The organism is Anaerostipes sp. MSJ-23, from assembly GCF_018918155.1.
GTDB lineage: Bacteria > Bacillota > Clostridia > Lachnospirales > Lachnospiraceae > Anaerostipes.
The window spans coordinates 229,884-246,223 of the sequence record NZ_JAHLPY010000002.1; the positions used below are offsets into that span (position 1 = coordinate 229,884).

The 16,340-nt window shown below is 36.2% G+C and carries 16 protein-coding genes; 13 read left to right on the top strand and 3 right to left on the bottom strand.

What is annotated here, in order from left to right:
- Window positions 1-69: 69 nt before the first annotated feature.
- The 4 genes from KQI71_RS02985 (at window position 70) to purB (ending at window position 5,010) form a co-directional block, all read left to right on the top strand.
- The gene (locus tag KQI71_RS02985) at window positions 70-1,275 is read left to right on the top strand and encodes a glycoside hydrolase family 3 protein (RefSeq protein WP_216433942.1); all 1,206 of its coding nucleotides are present in this window, start codon (window positions 70-72) and stop codon (window positions 1,273-1,275) included.
- Window positions 1,276-1,405: 130 nt separating this feature from the next.
- Window positions 1,406-2,113 (top strand): phosphoribosylaminoimidazolesuccinocarboxamide synthase, encoded by a 708-nt coding sequence (gene purC, locus KQI71_RS02990; RefSeq protein ID WP_216433944.1) that lies wholly within the window; start codon window positions 1,406-1,408, stop codon window positions 2,111-2,113.
- A gap of 24 nt (window positions 2,114-2,137) precedes the next feature.
- Complete coding sequence (gene purF, locus KQI71_RS02995; RefSeq protein ID WP_216433946.1) at window positions 2,138-3,565, top strand: amidophosphoribosyltransferase; 1,428 nt, start codon at window positions 2,138-2,140, stop codon at window positions 3,563-3,565.
- An 11-nt stretch (window positions 3,566-3,576) separates the two neighbouring features.
- On the top strand, window positions 3,577-5,010 hold the full coding sequence (gene purB, locus KQI71_RS03000; protein ID WP_216433948.1) for an adenylosuccinate lyase: 1,434 nt from the start codon (window positions 3,577-3,579) through the stop codon (window positions 5,008-5,010).
- A gap of 125 nt (window positions 5,011-5,135) precedes the next feature.
- Here purB and KQI71_RS03005 read toward each other — a convergent pair whose 3' ends face one another.
- Window positions 5,136-6,161: a branched-chain amino acid aminotransferase gene (locus KQI71_RS03005; RefSeq protein WP_216433951.1), complete on the bottom strand. Its 1,026-nt coding sequence runs from the start codon at window positions 6,159-6,161 to the stop codon at window positions 5,136-5,138.
- Between the two features lie 197 nt (window positions 6,162-6,358).
- Here KQI71_RS03005 and KQI71_RS03010 point away from each other — a divergent pair, with 197 nt between their 5' ends.
- The 4 genes from KQI71_RS03010 to KQI71_RS03025 are packed head-to-tail and all read left to right on the top strand — an operon-like array spanning window position 6,359 to window position 8,774.
- Window positions 6,359-7,063 (top strand): zinc dependent phospholipase C family protein, encoded by a 705-nt coding sequence (locus KQI71_RS03010; protein WP_216433952.1) that lies wholly within the window; start codon window positions 6,359-6,361, stop codon window positions 7,061-7,063.
- Between the two features lie 43 nt (window positions 7,064-7,106).
- The gene (locus KQI71_RS03015) at window positions 7,107-7,982 is read left to right on the top strand and encodes a hypothetical protein (RefSeq protein ID WP_216433954.1); all 876 of its coding nucleotides are present in this window, start codon (window positions 7,107-7,109) and stop codon (window positions 7,980-7,982) included.
- 5 nt (window positions 7,983-7,987) lie between these two features.
- The gene (locus KQI71_RS03020) at window positions 7,988-8,245 is read left to right on the top strand and encodes a transcriptional regulator (protein ID WP_216433956.1); all 258 of its coding nucleotides are present in this window, start codon (window positions 7,988-7,990) and stop codon (window positions 8,243-8,245) included.
- Window position 8,246: 1 nt separating this feature from the next.
- Complete coding sequence (locus tag KQI71_RS03025; RefSeq protein ID WP_216433958.1) at window positions 8,247-8,774, top strand: hypothetical protein; 528 nt, start codon at window positions 8,247-8,249, stop codon at window positions 8,772-8,774.
- A 64-nt stretch (window positions 8,775-8,838) separates the two neighbouring features.
- On the opposite strand, the gene galE is transcribed toward KQI71_RS03025, so the two are convergent.
- Both galE and KQI71_RS03035 read right to left on the bottom strand, forming a co-directional pair.
- Entirely contained in the window at window positions 8,839-9,858 is a 1,020-nt protein-coding gene (gene galE / locus KQI71_RS03030; RefSeq protein WP_216433959.1) for a UDP-glucose 4-epimerase GalE, read from the bottom strand.
- 88 nt (window positions 9,859-9,946) lie between these two features.
- Window positions 9,947-11,026 (bottom strand): LacI family DNA-binding transcriptional regulator, encoded by a 1,080-nt coding sequence (locus KQI71_RS03035; protein ID WP_216433961.1) that lies wholly within the window; start codon window positions 11,024-11,026, stop codon window positions 9,947-9,949.
- A 341-nt stretch (window positions 11,027-11,367) separates the two neighbouring features.
- Between KQI71_RS03035 and fsa the strand changes: the two genes are divergently transcribed.
- The 5 genes from fsa (at window position 11,368) to glmM (ending at window position 16,339) form a co-directional block, all read left to right on the top strand.
- The gene (gene fsa, locus KQI71_RS03040) at window positions 11,368-12,024 is read left to right on the top strand and encodes a fructose-6-phosphate aldolase (protein ID WP_216433963.1); all 657 of its coding nucleotides are present in this window, start codon (window positions 11,368-11,370) and stop codon (window positions 12,022-12,024) included.
- Window positions 12,025-12,042: 18 nt separating this feature from the next.
- Window positions 12,043-12,864 (top strand): transketolase, encoded by an 822-nt coding sequence (locus tag KQI71_RS03045; protein WP_216433965.1) that lies wholly within the window; start codon window positions 12,043-12,045, stop codon window positions 12,862-12,864.
- Between the two features lies 1 nt (window position 12,865).
- Window positions 12,866-13,804, top strand: coding sequence for a transketolase family protein (locus tag KQI71_RS03050; protein WP_216433967.1), 939 nt, complete (start codon window positions 12,866-12,868; stop codon window positions 13,802-13,804).
- A gap of 215 nt (window positions 13,805-14,019) precedes the next feature.
- Complete coding sequence (locus KQI71_RS03055) at window positions 14,020-14,832, top strand: DUF975 family protein (protein ID WP_216433969.1); 813 nt, start codon at window positions 14,020-14,022, stop codon at window positions 14,830-14,832.
- A gap of 157 nt (window positions 14,833-14,989) precedes the next feature.
- Window positions 14,990-16,339, top strand: coding sequence for a phosphoglucosamine mutase (glmM, locus tag KQI71_RS03060; protein WP_216433971.1), 1,350 nt, complete (start codon window positions 14,990-14,992; stop codon window positions 16,337-16,339).
- Window position 16,340 lies beyond the last annotated feature (1 nt).

Here is a 16,340-nt window from a genome sequence, read left to right on the forward strand (position 1 = left end):
GAACCTTCATGGACACAATTTTTTAAAAATGGTATACTATCCATAAAGTTTGGTTGAAAGGGTTGGAACATGAAGAGAAGATTATGGTGCCTGCTTCTTATTTTATCGATGGTTTTGATGGTCGGATGTAATATTGATGGGAAGAAGCAGGAAACAACGAAAAAAACAGAGGATTTGGATGAAGCGACCTTAAGAGGGATGGCAAAAGATATTACAAAAGAAATGTCATTAAAGAATAAAATTGGGCAGTTATTTATGGTTTCTGTTTATTCTCTGGATGAGGGGGAGACGAAGGAACAGATTCGCGTGACAGAACAGATGAAGGCAACATTGAAAAAATATCCAGTTGGTGGGATTGTTATGTATTCTAAAAATATGAAGAATGCAAAACAGACAAAAAAAATGATTCAGGATTTTCAAAAAATTTCATATATTCCATTATTTATTGCAACAGATGAGGAAGGTGGAAGTGTAGCAAGAGTTTCTTCCAATAAAGAGATGGGGGTAATTCATTATCCAACAGCGAATGAAATTGGAAAGACTTACAGTAGTAAACAGATTACACAGATGGGGAAAAATCAGAGTCAGCAGTTAAAACGTCTAGGATTTAATATGAATTTTGCTCCGGTTGCTGATGTATTAACGAATAAAAATAATACGGAGGTTGGAGATCGATGTTTTGGAAGTAATGCATCCGATGTAGCCGACATCATTTCTAATCTTGTAAAATCTATGCAAAAACAGCAGATTTCTGCAGTGTTAAAACATTTCCCTGGAAGTGGTGATACATGGGGGGATACGCATAGAGGGAAAACGGATACAGATCAGACGATTCAACGCCTTCGAAAGAGAGATTTTAAACCTTTTAAATCTGGAATCAGTGCCGATGTGGATGCAGTCATGGTTTCTCACTTAATGTTATGTAATGTAACCGATGAAAAAGAACCCTCAACATTAAGTAATAGAGTGGTCACTGATATTTTAAGAAATGAATTGGAATATGATCATTTGATCATTACAGATGCCATGAATATGAGGGCCATTACAGATGATTATTCTTCGGCAGAAGCAACATTGAAGGCGCTAGAAGCGGGAGTGGATATGATTGTTATGCCTGAAAATCTAAAAAAATCTTATGAAGCTGTATGGAAAGCGGTAAAGAGTGGAAAAGTGAAAGAGTCGAGAATCAATGAATCGGTTGAAAGAGTAATTTATGTGAAATTAAAACGCGGGGAAATACCTCCGGATACAAAACTTTTAAAAGATAATCAGTAAAATGTGTGAAAACTGCTGGGAATATCTTTCTTGCAGTTTTCTTTTTTGTATGTTAGTATCTAAATTGAACTATTTTTAGTTTTATGTCATTTTGGTGCCCATTTTATAATGAAGAAAGAGGAGTTTGATCATGGAAAAAGGTGACTTGCTGTATGAAGGGAAGGCGAAAAAAGTATTTACAACAATAGATCCTGATTTGTTGATCGTTTCTTATAAAGATGATGTAGCTGCATTTGACGGTGAACTGAAAAAAGGAACGATCGTTGGAAAGGGTGCTGTAAATAACCGAATGACCAATTATATATTTAAAATCCTGGAACAGAATGGGATTCCAACACATTATGTACAGGAATTAAGTGATCGGGAAACGGTTGTGAAGCATGTTGAAATCATACCTTTAGAAGTTATCATAAGAAATGCATCAGCAGGAAGCTTTTCAAAGAGATTGAATATAGAGGAAGGCAGGGAACTTTTACAGCCTGCATTGGAGCTATGTTATAAAGACGACGCTCTTGGGGATCCTCTGATTAGTGATTATGATGCGATTGCTCTTGAAAAAGTGACAAGAAAAGAAATTGACCAAATTACAGAATATGCATTTCAAATTAATGAAATCTTAAAAGAGGAGCTTGCCAGAGTAGATATCAAACTTGTCGACTTTAAAATAGAATTTGGACGATATGAGGGAGGAATTATTCTTGCGGATGAAATTTCTCCGGATACATGTCGTCTTTGGGATGCCAGAACAAATAAAAAACTTGATAAAGATCGTTTCCGACATGATTTGGGAAATGTGGAAGCGGCGTATGAAGAAGTCTATGAACGATTAGGATTATAGGAATAAGGAAGGCTTTAAATTACCATGAGCAGAGAAAACTTTGATAAACTAGGAGAAGAATGCGGTGTTTTTGGAATCTATGATTTTGATGGAAATGATGTAGCTTCTACCATATATTATGGATTGTTTGCACTGCAGCACAGAGGCCAGGAAAGCTGCGGGATTGCAGTTTCTGATACAAATGGACCAAAGCGCAACGTCTGTCTGTATAAAGGAATGGGACTGTGCAATGAAGTATTCACACCAGATACGCTATCAGGATTAAAAGGAGACATCGGAGTCGGACATGTCAGATACTCCACAGCTGGAGAAAGTACACAGGAGAATGCCCAACCGCTGGTGTTAAATTATGTAAAAGGTACACTTGGACTTGCACATAATGGTAACCTGATCAATGCGCTTGAATTGAGAGAAGAACTGGAACAGACCGGTGCTATTTTCCAAACAACGATTGACTCAGAAGTCATTGCTTATCACATTGCGAGAGAGCGTGTGAATACAAAAACAGCGGAAGAAGCAGTAGCAAAAGCAATGCGTAAGATCAAGGGAGCATATTCCCTCGTCTTAATGTCACCAAGAAAACTGATCGGAGCGAGAGATCCTTATGGATTTAAACCGCTTTGTATTGGAAAGCGTGATAATGCTTATATTCTGGCCTCAGAAAGTTGTGCATTAGATACGATTGGAGCGGAATTTATCCGTGATGTAGAACCAGGAGAGATTGTAAGTATTACAAAAGACGGTATCAAGTCTAACTGTGATATGTGTTTGCCGAAAGAACAGTCTGCAAGATGTATTTTTGAATATATTTATTTTGCAAGACCCGATAGCGAAATTGATGGAGTCGGAGTTTATCATTCAAGAATTCAGGCAGGAAGATATCTTGCACAAGATTCACCGGTAGAGGCGGACCTTGTTGTTGGTGTTCCAGAATCAGGAAATGCAGCAGCACTTGGATATTCTCTTGAATCGGGAATTCCGTATGGAACGGCATTTGTAAAGAACTCTTATGTAGGACGAACTTTCATTAAACCGGGACAAAGCAGCCGCGAATCAAGTGTACAGATCAAATTGAATGTACTAAAAGAAGCAGTCAAAGGAAAAAGAGTAATTATGATCGATGATTCCATTGTTCGTGGAACGACCAGTGACCGTATTGTATCTATGCTTCGAGATGCCGGAGCAAAAGAAGTTCATGTAAGAATCAGTTCGCCACCATTTTTATGGCCATGTTATTTTGGAACTGATATCCCGGCGAGAGAACAATTGATTGCATACAATCGTTCTATCAATGAAATTTGTGAAGTGATTGGAGCAGATAGCCTTGGATATCTGAGAGAGGAAAGACTTTCTGAGATGGTACAGGGACTTCCGATTTGCAAAGGATGCTTTACAGGGAAATACCCGCTAGAACCACCAACCCGCGATATTCGTGGAAATTATGAAAAATAAGGAGAAATGATATGAATCACGATAGATACCAGAGCCCATTATCTGAACGTTACGCAAGCAAAGAAATGCAGTATATTTTTTCACCAGATAAGAAATTTAAGACGTGGAGAAAATTATGGATTGCATTAGCTGAGACAGAAAAAGAATTAGGGTTAAATATCACACAGGAACAGATCGATGAATTAAAAGCGCATGCAGAAGATATTAATTATGAAGTGGCAAAAGAACGTGAAAAATTGGTACGCCATGATGTTATGTCTCATGTATATGCTTATGGACAGCAGTGTCCAAAAGCAAAAGGAATCATCCATTTAGGAGCAACATCTTGTTATGTAGGTGATAATACAGATATTATTCTTATGACAGAGGCATTAAAACTTGTTCGTACAAAACTGTTAAATGTTATGAATGAATTGTCCAAGTTTGCAATGGAATACAAAGATCTCCCAACATTGGCATTCACACATTTTCAGCCTGCACAGCCTACAACTGTTGGAAAACGTGCATCTTTATGGCTGATGGACCTTGTATATGATTTGGAAGATTTGGATCATGTAATTGCAAATATGCGTCTGCTTGGTTCGAAGGGAACAACAGGAACACAGGCAAGTTTCCTTGAACTGTTTGAAGGAGATCATGAAACAATTAAGAAAATTGATGGAATGATTGCAAAGAAAATGGGATTTGAAAAATGTCAGCCGGTATCTGGACAGACATATTCAAGAAAAATAGATTCTCGAGTTGTTAATGTATTAAGTCAGATTGCACAGTCTGCTCATAAATTCTCAAATGATATTCGTTTATTACAGCATTTAAAAGAAATAGAAGAACCATTTGAAAAGAACCAGATTGGATCTTCTGCGATGGCTTATAAGAGAAATCCAATGAGAAGTGAAAGAATTGCATCCCTTGCAAATTATGTAATGTCAGATGCAATGAACCCAGCATTAGTAGCATCTACACAGTGGTTTGAAAGAACGCTGGATGACTCTGCCAATAAACGACTTTCGATTCCGGAAGGATTCCTTGCAATTGATGGTATTTTGGATCTTTATTTGAATGTTGTTGACGGACTTGTTGTATATCCAAAGGTTATCGAGAGTCGTCTGATGAGTGAACTACCATTTATGGCAACAGAAAATATTATGATGGATGCTGTAAAAGCTGGTGGAGATCGTCAGGAACTTCACGAAAAAATTCGTGTACATTCTATGGCAGCTGGAAAAGTTGTCAAAGAAGAAGGGAAGCCAAATGATCTGTTGAGCAGAATTGCAGCGGATCCAGCTTTTGGAATGAATATGGAACAGTTACAGGCAATTATGAAACCGGAAAACTTTGTTGGACGTGCACCGCAGCAGACAGAAGAATTTGTAAAAGAAGTAGTACAGCCAATTCTTGATGATAACAAAGAAATCCTTGGAATGACAGCAGAAATTAACGTATAAAATGAAAAATAGAATAGAAACGTGTAAAAAAAGATCTCAGAAGAATTTCTTCTGAGATCTTTTTAATTCAGATAAAAAATCCTGCCTGACTTTTGCCAGGCAGGAAAATATAAATGTTCTATCAATTATTTGATAATTTTTAACCATCCTTTTGGAGCTTCAATATGACCCATCTGGATACCTGTTAATGTATCATAAAGTTTCTGGATAACAGGACCCATCTTTTCCATACCACTTGGGAAGCAGATTTCTTTGCCGTGGTCATAGATCTTTCCTACAGGAGAGATAACAGCTGCAGTACCACAAAGTCCACATTCAGCAAAATCTTTTACTTCATCAAAGAATACTTCACGTTCTTCAACTTCAAGTCCAAGATAATCTTTTGCTACAACTAGCAGAGAACGACGTGTGATAGATGGAAGAATACTGCTTGATTTTGGAGTTACGACTTTTCCGTCTTTTGTGACAAAGATAAAGTTTGCTCCACCTGTTTCTTCTACTTTTGTTCTTGTAGCTGGATCAAGATACATATTTTCATCAAATCCCTGACGATGAGCTTCCATAATTGGCAACAGACTCATTGCATAGTTTAATCCGGCTTTGATATGTCCTGTTCCGTGAGGTGCGGCACGATCGTAATCACTAACGCGGATAGTAATAGGTTTGGCACCTTCTTTAAAGTAAGGACCAACTGGTGTTGTAAAGATACGGAACTGATATTCATTTGCAGGTTTTACACCGATAACAGCGTCACTTCCGAACATATATGGACGGATATAAAGAGTAGCACCTGATCCAAAAGGTGGTACAAATGCTTCATTTGCTTTTACAACTTTTTCGATTGCTTCTACGAATTTTTCTTCTGGGAATACTGGCATTTCCAGTCTTCTGCACGAATCTGCCATACGGCTTGCGTTAAGGTCTGGACGGAATACAACGATGTGTCCGTCTTCTGTTGTATATGCTTTCATTCCTTCAAAACATGTCTGGGCGTACTGAAGAACACCTGCACATTCTGTAATTGTAATATTAGGGTCTGTAATCAGAGCACCATCATCCCATGCTCCATCTTTATAATTTGCAACAAAACGATAGTCTGTTGGTATATAACCGAAACCGATATTGGCCCAATCGATATTTTCCTTTTCCATGATATATAACTTCCTCCTACTGTATTTTTAAAATCTTTTAACCAGATTTTTACCCGATTAGAAAACTTATTGCTAATAGTGTACACCTGAATAATTCGAGCGTCAAGATATTAGATGAATGAACCGATAAAAAAACTTGAGTATCTTTTTTTTCAATATTATACTAAGAAAAGAAAAAAAGAGGAGGATTTTTACAGATGCCAGGGTATATTTTGCATTTGACAGCCGCACAAATGTATTTGAAAAGCGGTCAGTCTAGGATGAATCAAAAGCAAAAAAATAATTTTTTAATTGGAAATTTACTGCCGGATACGACAAAGCAAAAAGAACAGTCGCATTTTCGCAATCCAAAATTTTCTGAATATATGGTAGAATATCCGGAGACGGAATGGTTCATTCAGAAATACAAGAAACGATTAAAAAATAGCTGCTATCTTGGATATCTTTTCCATTTATATATAGATCGAAAATTTTTTAAAGAATATCTTCCGCAAATTGTAGAATTTCGAAATCAGAAAGATGAAGTTACAGTAAGAAGAAAAGAAGTATCCTATGTGTATCTTAAAAGGACTGGAGAAAAGATTTTAAAGGAAGATTTTTTTTCAGAGAAGTATTACTATGGAGACTATACAAAAATGAATACATGGTTAGTGAATCATTATCAAATTCCGATGGAGTTATCGATAGATATTCCAGATCCGGGAATCGAGGAAGTTCATTATAAAGATATCGAGAACGTTTTGAGAGAATTACATTGTTATTTAAAAGTTTCAGAAGACGCAGTAAAGCAGGTAAAAGTCTTTGAAATAAAACATCTGCTTGCTTTTTTAAAAAAGGCTGTAAAAGAATTTTCTGTGCCCGTAAACATAGATTGCATAGCTATAGAAAATATTATAAAATAAAAATATTGGCGTTAATGTAGTACACAGAAAAGAGGTGGCTTCGGTGCTGGATCGAAAAAAATTTTTTGAAACTTATAAGGTGCGGGAGGCATTTGATGATTCCGGATTGTCTTGGGATACTTTAGCTGCAATTTATGATGATTATGAAGAAAGAAAACTGGATCTTGAGAAAGCAGCAGATGAATTGCAAGAAATTATCTCAAAAGAGATGAAGTTTAATGTTCATTCGATTCATAATCGATGTAAGGATCCAGAGCATTTGATTGAAAAAATCATCCGGAAAGTTGGTGTTGAAAAGCGACAGAAATATAAAAAGATCAATGAAGATAATTATTTGGAAATTGTGCGTGATCTGATTGGATTTCGAATTCTTACACTTTCAAAGGAAGAGTGGTATCGTGTACATCAATTTCTACTTGGACTTCATAAAAACGATCAATATGAGATTGCGATGGCAGAAATTCCTCGGGCTTATATCCGTTATGGAGACAGAGATATTTTTAATCATACCATTCATAAAGAATATACAAATAAAGGATATCGTTCTCAGCATTATATTTTAAAATATAAGCAGTATTACTGTGAAATTCAAGTACGTACGATCGCAGAAGAAGTATATGGAGAGTTTGATCATTTTGTTAAATATCCATATCGTGAGAATAATCATTTTCTTCATCGTTATACAAGTGTTGTGGCGGAACTGCTGAATTCTGTGGATGAAATTATTTCTACCTGTTTTCAGTTTGGAGAAGAAGGCTGGAGTGATGTGGAAAAGTATTTTAAAAAGGATAGTTACAATAATTGGAGTCGTATCGAAAAAAATGCACAAAATATTTTTGAATCGAAGATTCCAAAAGTCCAGGATGGAGAGATTGATGCAAAAGATTATATGAATCGGATGTTTTTAAGAAAGGGATAAATCTTATGGCTACAATATATAATGATGGATTTATGGAAGAGACAAGTCGTATTGATCGCCTGATTGAAGAAATTCTTTCCGGACAGCATAAGATCGATAAGTTGCCAAAATCATCGGTTGGTTTTTCAGGACCTGCTCAGGCAGAATATTTTTCAAAGGCAAGATTTAATCTGGAATCAGATGTTAATAATCTAATTGTTCATCATGGACAACGTCTGGAAGAGTTGAAATTGTTAAGGAAAATCAAAAAGGCAGGAAAATAAAATGGAACATAATTTGTTTGAAATGGAAAACTACCTGGAGCTTCTGGAGGAAATCGGAGTAGAGAAATTCCGAGAACGTTTTGAAGAATTACAAAAAACAGCAATGGAATTTATAGAAGTTGCTGGTTATTCTGATACCGCCTATTGTAATGAAAGAATTTTAATGCAGGTTATTCTGGATTATTTTATGGATGTTATGAGATTGAAGGAATTTCATAGTATTGAAAGGGTTCGAACAGAGAAACTGTTTGCCTATACGATTGCCTGGATTGTAAGAAGAAAACCAATTCAGTTTCGAGATTATTCTGATCAGGAAAAAGATATTTTTATTAATGAACGTTTTGCATCCTATCTTTTGATTAACGAATGTCTGTTGTGCGGGACGAAACACTTTATAAAAGAAGCATATGCAAAGAAATTGGTAGAATACACAGACATGTTGATGTATTATTTTAAATATCGTGAATGTAATCCGCAAATTCTGGAACTTGTCATAGAGTCATTTAAAATGGGTGGGTTAGTACATTAAAAGGATAAAATTAGAAACAACCGGAAAATTCTTCCCGGTTGTTTTTTGTTTTAAAAAAATGGAATTAATTTTCACCGTATCCGTCTGGATTCATCTGTTGCCATTTCCATGAGTCTGCGCACATTTCTTTAATACCTTTTTCAGCAACCCATCCAAGTTCTTCTTTGGCTTTTGTTGCATCACAGTAACAGGTAGCGATATCTCCAGCTCTTCTTGGCTTAATTTCATATGGGAGTTCTTTTCCGCATGCTTCTTCATAAGCATGAAGGACATCCAGAACGCTGTATCCAATACCTGTTCCAAGATTGTAAATAGAAACTCCGGATCCAGGAGCCAGTTTTTTCAGTGCTTTTACATGTCCTTTTGCAAGATCTACAACGTGGATATAATCACGGACACCAGTTCCATCTGGAGTTGGATAATCATTACCAAAGACACCAAGGCATTTCAATTTTCCAACAGCAACTTGTGCGATATAAGGAACAAGGTTATTTGGAATTCCTTTTGGATCTTCTCCGATTAGTCCGCTTTCATGTGCTCCGATTGGGTTAAAGTAACGTAGTAATACCACATTCCATTCTGGATCGGCTACATGAAGATCTGTAAGGATTTGTTCCAACATTCCTTTTGTTTGTCCATATGGATTTGTAATTTCTCCTTTTGGGCATTCTTCTGTGATTGGAACAAAAGCGGGATCACCATAAACAGTAGCCGAAGAACTAAAGATGATGTTTTTTACACCATGATTTCTCATAACATCACATAGGATTAAAGTCCCAGTAATATTATTATGATAGTATTCCAATGGTTTTTGTACAGATTCGCCAACCGCTTTTAATCCAGCAAAATTGATAACGGCATCGATAGATTCTTTAGAAAAAATATCTTCCAGAGCATCATGATCTAAAATATCTGCTTTATAAAATTTCACAGTTTTTCCTGTGATTTTTTCCACTCTTTTGATGGCTTCTTCGCTGGAATTGTAAAGATTATCAACAACGACAACATCTTTTCCTGCATTTAATAATTCAACGCAAGTATGACTTCCAATATATCCAGCTCCGCCAGCAACTAAAATTGACATAATAAACTCCCTTCTTGTCTTTTCATTATGAATAACATATTTATTGTAGCATAAATTTCCAATTTGTTTTGTTTTTTTTAAAAACTTTTTATACACGTGCTTTTCCAGTGGTTTTTCTTTTTACAATAAAAGGTTCAAATTCAAGCTTTGTTACAAAACTACGAGGTTCATTTTTTGTCTTAGAATCTCGGATCCTTACAATAATATCAACAGCCTCTCGTCCTTTTGCTTCAATGGAATGTTCTACCGTCGTAAGAGAAATTCGATTCATGCCAGCCATAGGGACGTTATCGAATCCACAGACAGAGAAGTCTGAGGGCACTTTATATTTCATCTCATAAAGTGCATCAAGAATGCCAAATGCTACCATATCATTATATCCAACAAAAGCAGTGGAATCTGTTCCTTCTATTAATATCTGTTTTGTAAGATTAAAACCAGAGGAATATTCCAGCATATTTGGAGAAAGAAGATTGTATTCTCCAGGAGAAAGAGAGCGTAAGGTTACACAATTGTCTCCAATTCCATGATCGCGATAGGCTTTTACAAGACCTTCATAGCGTTTGGATCTAGAACGCTCTACGTCACTGATTGGTGTTGAAATATAGGTGATTTTGCGATGACCTAAAGAAATCAAATGTTCTGCGACTAGATAAGCAGGTTTTACACTGCTGATATGAATGGAATCAAAAGAGATATCATCGTTTTTATCACCAATATTAACGATAGGAAGCTGTTTGGACATTTGATTTACTTCTGGCAGAAAAGAGGTTGGGTAGAGATATACAATCCCAGCTACTTCTACCTGATGCTGCAACATATCCAAATAATATTGTTCTGTTCCTGGATTTCTTAAAGTGGGTGCTACAAAAGTTACATAACCATAATCGTGAGCTCGCTCTGTAATTGAGTGGATCAATGTGGTATAGTAGTGATTGGATAAAAAAGGACACATAATCACAATGACTTTTGATAAAGACTCGGAAGGAGTACTCTTTTTTTTCTTTTTCTCATAGCCAAGATCTTTTGCAACTTGCAAAACGCGCTGTCTGGTACTGTCAGAAAAAGATACATCCGCTTTGTTATTTAAAATCATGGAAACAGCAGATTGAGAGACATTAGCATATTTTGCAATATCTTTTGTCGTAATTTTCTTTTTTTGACCCATGATTTTCTCCTAATCAAAATTTTTTTAATTAATTAATAGCAATTAATAAATAATTGAAAAAATTACTAATACTTGTTAAAATATTAGTGAATCTGCTTTTATCATAACATAAAGGGTGGGAAAAATACAGAGAAAATGGATGTTTTAAGAGGTGAAAAAATTGTCAAGAATGATCGCAATTTTTTCAAAAAAAGAAGAGTTATTAATATTTGCAAAAAATATTAATGAAATCCTTGAAACATACGCAAATACGGGCTTTTTCGGAGTTTGACAAGCAGAAAGATCCATGTTTTAATGATACCAGGGCAAAGATGAAACGCATTTTTAGGAGGAATAAGAACATGAGATTTTTTGTAGATACAGCCGATGTAGATCAGATTCGTAAAGCAAATGATATGGGAGTTATCTGTGGGGTAACAACAAACCCATCATTAATTGCAAAATCAGGAAGACAGTTTGAAGATGTTATCAAAGAAATTACTTCTATTGTTGATGGAGCAATCAGTGGAGAAGTAAAAGCTACAACAACAGATGCAGAAGGAATGATTAAAGAAGGTAGAGAAATTGCAAAGATTCATCCAAACATGGTTGTAAAAATTCCTACAACAATTGAAGGATTAAAAGCTACAAAAGTTTTATCTTCAGAAGGAATTAAAACAAACCTGACATTGATCTTTAGTGCAAATCAGGCATTACTTGCAGCAAGAGCAGGAGCAACTTATGTATCGCCATTCCTTGGAAGATTAGATGATATTTCACAGAACGGTTTAGATCTGATTGCAGACATTAAAGAAATTTTTGATATGGCTGGTGATATTGATACACAGATTATTTGTGCAAGTGTCCGTAATCCAATCCACGTACTGGAATGTGCTAAGATGGGTGCCGATATTGCAACAGTACCATATAACGTATTTGAACAGATGATGAAACACCCATTAACTGATCAGGGAATCGCTAAATTCCAGGCAGATTACAAAGCAGTATTCGGAGAATAAGAAAGGGTGGTAAACACAATGACAACCGCAGAATTAAAGAAGACAGCCAATGAAATCCGCAAAGGAATCATTAAGGCAACACATGCAGCGAAATCCGGTCACCCGGGTGGATCCTTATCTGCAGCAGATGTATTTGCTTATTTATATTTTGTTGAGATGAATGTTGATCCTAAAAATCCAAAAGATGAAAATAGAGATCGCTTTGTGTTATCAAAAGGTCATGTTGCCCCTGGATATTATTCAACTCTTGCAGAAAGAGGATATTTCCCAAAAGAGGATCTGTTAACATTAAGACATATTGGATCTTATCTTCAGGGACATCCAGACATGAAGAAGATTCCTGGCGTTGATATGTCCAGCGGATCTTTGGGTCAGGGAATTTCTGCAGCAGTTGGTATGGCCATGGCAGCAAGACTTCAAAACAAAGATTATCGCACCTATACACTTCTTGGAGATGGTGAAATTCAGGAAGGACAGGTATGGGAAGCAGCAATGTTTGCAGGATCTAGAAAATTAGATAATCTTGTTGTTATCGTTGACAATAATGGACTTCAGATTGATGGAAATATTAAAGATGTCTGCTCTCCATATCCGATCGGAGAAAAATTTGCCGCATTTAATTTCAATGTAGTAGAAATTAATGGACATGATTTTGATCAGATCGCGGACGCTTTTAAACAGGCAAAAGAATTTAAAGGAAAACCAACAGCGATCATCATGAAGACGATCAAAGGAAAAGGTGTATCCTTCATGGAAAATCAGGTTTCATGGCATGGTTCTGCACCAAATGATGAACAATGTAAACAGGCGTTGGAAGAATTAGAAAAGGTGGGCGAGTAAGATGGCAGAAGTAAAAAAGATTGCGACAAGAGAAAGCTATGGAAAAGCTTTAGTTGAATTAGGAAAAGAAAACCCTAATGTTGTAGTTTTAGATGCTGACTTAGCCGCTGCAACAAAAACAGGAATGTTTAAAAAGGAATTTCCAGAAAGACATATTGACTGCGGTATTGCCGAGTGTAATATGATGGGAATCGCTGCAGGTTTTGCAGCAGCAGGAATGATTCCATTTGCAAGTAGTTTTGCAATGTTCGCAGCAGGACGTGCTTTTGAACAGGTGAGAAACTCTATTGGATATCCACATTTAAATGTAAAAATTGGAGCAACTCATGGTGGTATTTCTGTTGGAGAAGATGGAGCAACTCATCAATGTTGTGAGGATATCGCATTAATGCGTACAATTCCTGGAATGACAGTCATTGTTCCTTCAGATGATGTAGAGGCAAGAGCTGCTGTAAAAGCAGCAGCAGCCATGGAAGGGCCTGTCTATATGAGATTTGGACGTCTGGCCGTACCTGTAATCAATGATGAAGATTACAAATTTGAAATCGGAAAAGGCTGCGTCTTAAAAGAAGGAACAGATGTTGCAATTATTGCAAATGGACTTTGTGTGGCAGAATCTCTGGAAGCAGCAAAGAAACTGGAAGCAGAGGGTATCAGTGCAAAAGTAATCAATATGGCAACAGTAAAACCACTGGATGAGGAACTGGTTCTTGCAGCAGCAAAAGAAACAGGAAAAGTCGTAACCGTGGAAGAACATTCTGTCATTGGTGGTCTTGGAAGTGCAGTATGTGATGTATTATCAGAAAAACTTCCAACTCCAGTGTTAAAAATTGGAGTAAACGATGTATTTGGACATTCAGGTCCAGCTGTTGAACTGGTGAAAGAATTCGGTTTGGACGGTGACAGTATCGCAGCAAAAGTAAAAGATTTTGTAAAATAATTCAGTGGTGATCCCCATCTGAATTAAAATACAATTTCTTTCATAGAAACCTTTAAGCAAGAGGGTCTAGTTATGTGTTATGACTAGGCCCTCTTTCCTGTTAGAAAAAACAAAAAAGGTGAGACAAATGATAAGGGAAAAGTGTATAATACATATATAACTTAAAAATCAAATGTGTATCAAATGAAAAAAAGTGAAAAGCAAGGGGGATTTTTATGTGGACAAGAGGACAATTAAAAGAGAATGGGAAAAAAGCACTTCACAGAAATTATTGGATTGTTGTTATTGCAACACTGGTTCTTGGAATAATATCTGGAAGTTATGGTGGTGTTGATCATATCACAGGAGAAATTCGGCAGGAAGTTATAGATTCTGGACAAAATTTAGATATAGATTCCATTCTGCCATCTGCGTTTGGAAAAGTTGGTAATTTTTTCTATTCTGTGTTTACCGAAGATCGATCGTTGTATATTGTCGCTATTTTTTGTGTTGTATGGGCATTGATTGTGATTCTTTTCAGTATTTTTATTGGAAATTTATTTGAAATTGGTGGGGCACGGTTTTTTGAGGAAAATAGTGATAAAAAAGCAGAACTTGGATTGATTCTTTACGGTTTTCAAAAAGGATCTTATGTTAGAAAGACCTTCACTTTATTTTTGAGAGATTTATATATTTTTTTATGGGGGTTGTTATTAATTATTCCAGGTATTATAAAGAATTATGAATATTCTATGATTCCTTATATTCTGGCTGAAAATCCCGAAATTTCAAGGCAACGCGCATTTGAGATTAGTAAAAAAATGATGGATGGTCAAAAAATGGATGCTTTTATTTTAGATCTTTCTTTTATTGGATGGGAGATGCTGGGTGCAATTACATTTGGAATTGTAAAAGTATTATATGTTCATCCATATGAGAAGGCAACATGGGTGGAATTATATAAAGTGAATCGTAAGAATATGCTTGAAACCGGGAAGGCTTCTATACAGGAGCTTCCTGGATGGAATGGAACAGATAATATTATATAGAAGAAACACAAATGCCTGCCGGCAATGAAGATATGCTGGCAGGTTTTTCTTCTCTGCTTTGTTGGAAGTAGGGGACTTTATCTTGTGAGGCTTCACAAGTATTCGTATGTATGATAAGATAACATTTAGGAAAAAATGCAAAGTAAGGAGTTATGAAATGGGTAAATATTTCGGAACAGATGGTTTTCGTGGCGAAGCAAATATAAATTTAACAGTAGAACATGCATATAAAGTAGGACGTTATCTTGGATGGTATTTCAATCAGAAAACATCAAGAGCAAAGATTGTGATTGGAAAAGATACGAGAAGAAGCAGTTACATGTTTGAAAATGCACTAGTAGCAGGATTAACAGCATCTGGTGCAGATGCTTATATGTTATATGTAACGACAACTCCAAGTGTGGCTTATGTTGTAAGAACAGAACAGTTTGATTGTGGAATTATGATTTCTGCAAGTCATAATCCATATTATGATAATGGGATTAAGTTAATCAATGCACAGGGTCATAAGATGGAAGCAGAGGTAGAGGCAAAAGTAGAAGCTTATATTGATGGAGAGATTGATGAAATTCCATTTGCGACAAAGAAAGAAATTGGACGTGCGAAAGATTATTCTGCCGGAAGAAATCATTATATTGGATATCTGATTTCTTCTGCAACACGTTCTTTTAAGGGCATGAAAGTCGGATTGGATTGTGCAAACGGAAGTTCTTTTGCTATTGCAGGAAATGTATTTCATGCGTTAGGAGCAGAAACTTATGTAATTAATAATGATCCGGATGGAACGAATATTAATACAAACTGTGGTTCCACACATATTGAAATTCTTCAGGGATATGTGAAGGAAAATCATCTGGATGTTGGTTTCGCATATGATGGTGATGCGGATCGCTGTATCGCAGTTGATGAAAATGGAAAGGTTGTAGATGGTGACCTGATTTTATATGTATGTGGACAGTATATGAAAAAACACGGGGAACTGAACAATAATACAGTTGTTACGACTGTAATGTCGAACCTTGGATTATATAAAGCATTTGATGCTGCAGGTATTTCTTATGAAAAAACAGCAGTTGGAGATAAATATGTAAATGAAAATATGGTGAAAAATGGACATGCGCTTGGTGGAGAACAGTCTGGACATATCATTTTCAGTAAGTTTGCAACAACTGGAGATGGTATCCTAACATCTTTGAAATTGATGGAAGCAATGATCGAACAAAAACAGACATTAGGACAACTGACAGAACCTGTGGAAATTCTTCCTCAAATTATGGAAAATGTTCGTGTGGCAGATAAAAAAGCTGCGCAGGAAGATGCAGATGTACAGGCAGCAGTCAAGGCAGTTGAAAAAGAACTTGGAGATGACGGACGTGTTCTTGTTCGTGAAAGTGGGACAGAACCACTGATTCGTGTCATGGTTGAAGCAAAGACACACGAGATCTGCAGAAGTGAAGTAGATAAGGTTGTGAAAGTGTTAAGAGAGAAGGGGCACGTTATTAAATAGT

Bases quoted from the DNA above. Each gene is read 5' to 3' on its own strand.
- KQI71_RS03025 (WP_216433958.1), top strand. From the start codon at position 8,247: ATGGAACATAATTTGTTTGAAATGGAAAACTACCTGGAGCTTCTGGAG.
- KQI71_RS03035 (WP_216433961.1), bottom strand. From the start codon at position 11,026: ATGGGTCAAAAAAAGAAAATTACGACAAAAGATATTGCAAAATATGCT.
- KQI71_RS03055 (WP_216433969.1), top strand. From the start codon at position 14,020: ATGTGGACAAGAGGACAATTAAAAGAGAATGGGAAAAAAGCACTTCAC.
- purF (WP_216433946.1), top strand. From the start codon at position 2,138: ATGAGCAGAGAAAACTTTGATAAACTAGGAGAAGAATGCGGTGTTTTT.
- glmM (WP_216433971.1), top strand. From the start codon at position 14,990: ATGGGTAAATATTTCGGAACAGATGGTTTTCGTGGCGAAGCAAATATA.
- KQI71_RS03045 (WP_216433965.1), top strand. From the start codon at position 12,043: ATGACAACCGCAGAATTAAAGAAGACAGCCAATGAAATCCGCAAAGGA.
- KQI71_RS03010 (WP_216433952.1), top strand. From the start codon at position 6,359: ATGCCAGGGTATATTTTGCATTTGACAGCCGCACAAATGTATTTGAAA.
- fsa (WP_216433963.1), top strand. From the start codon at position 11,368: ATGAGATTTTTTGTAGATACAGCCGATGTAGATCAGATTCGTAAAGCA.
- purB (WP_216433948.1), top strand. From the start codon at position 3,577: ATGAATCACGATAGATACCAGAGCCCATTATCTGAACGTTACGCAAGC.
- KQI71_RS02985 (WP_216433942.1), top strand. From the start codon at position 70: ATGAAGAGAAGATTATGGTGCCTGCTTCTTATTTTATCGATGGTTTTG.
- KQI71_RS03020 (WP_216433956.1), top strand. From the start codon at position 7,988: ATGGCTACAATATATAATGATGGATTTATGGAAGAGACAAGTCGTATT.
- purC (WP_216433944.1), top strand. From the start codon at position 1,406: ATGGAAAAAGGTGACTTGCTGTATGAAGGGAAGGCGAAAAAAGTATTT.
- galE (WP_216433959.1), bottom strand. From the start codon at position 9,858: ATGTCAATTTTAGTTGCTGGCGGAGCTGGATATATTGGAAGTCATACT.
- KQI71_RS03050 (WP_216433967.1), top strand. From the start codon at position 12,866: ATGGCAGAAGTAAAAAAGATTGCGACAAGAGAAAGCTATGGAAAAGCT.
- KQI71_RS03005 (WP_216433951.1), bottom strand. From the start codon at position 6,161: ATGGAAAAGGAAAATATCGATTGGGCCAATATCGGTTTCGGTTATATA.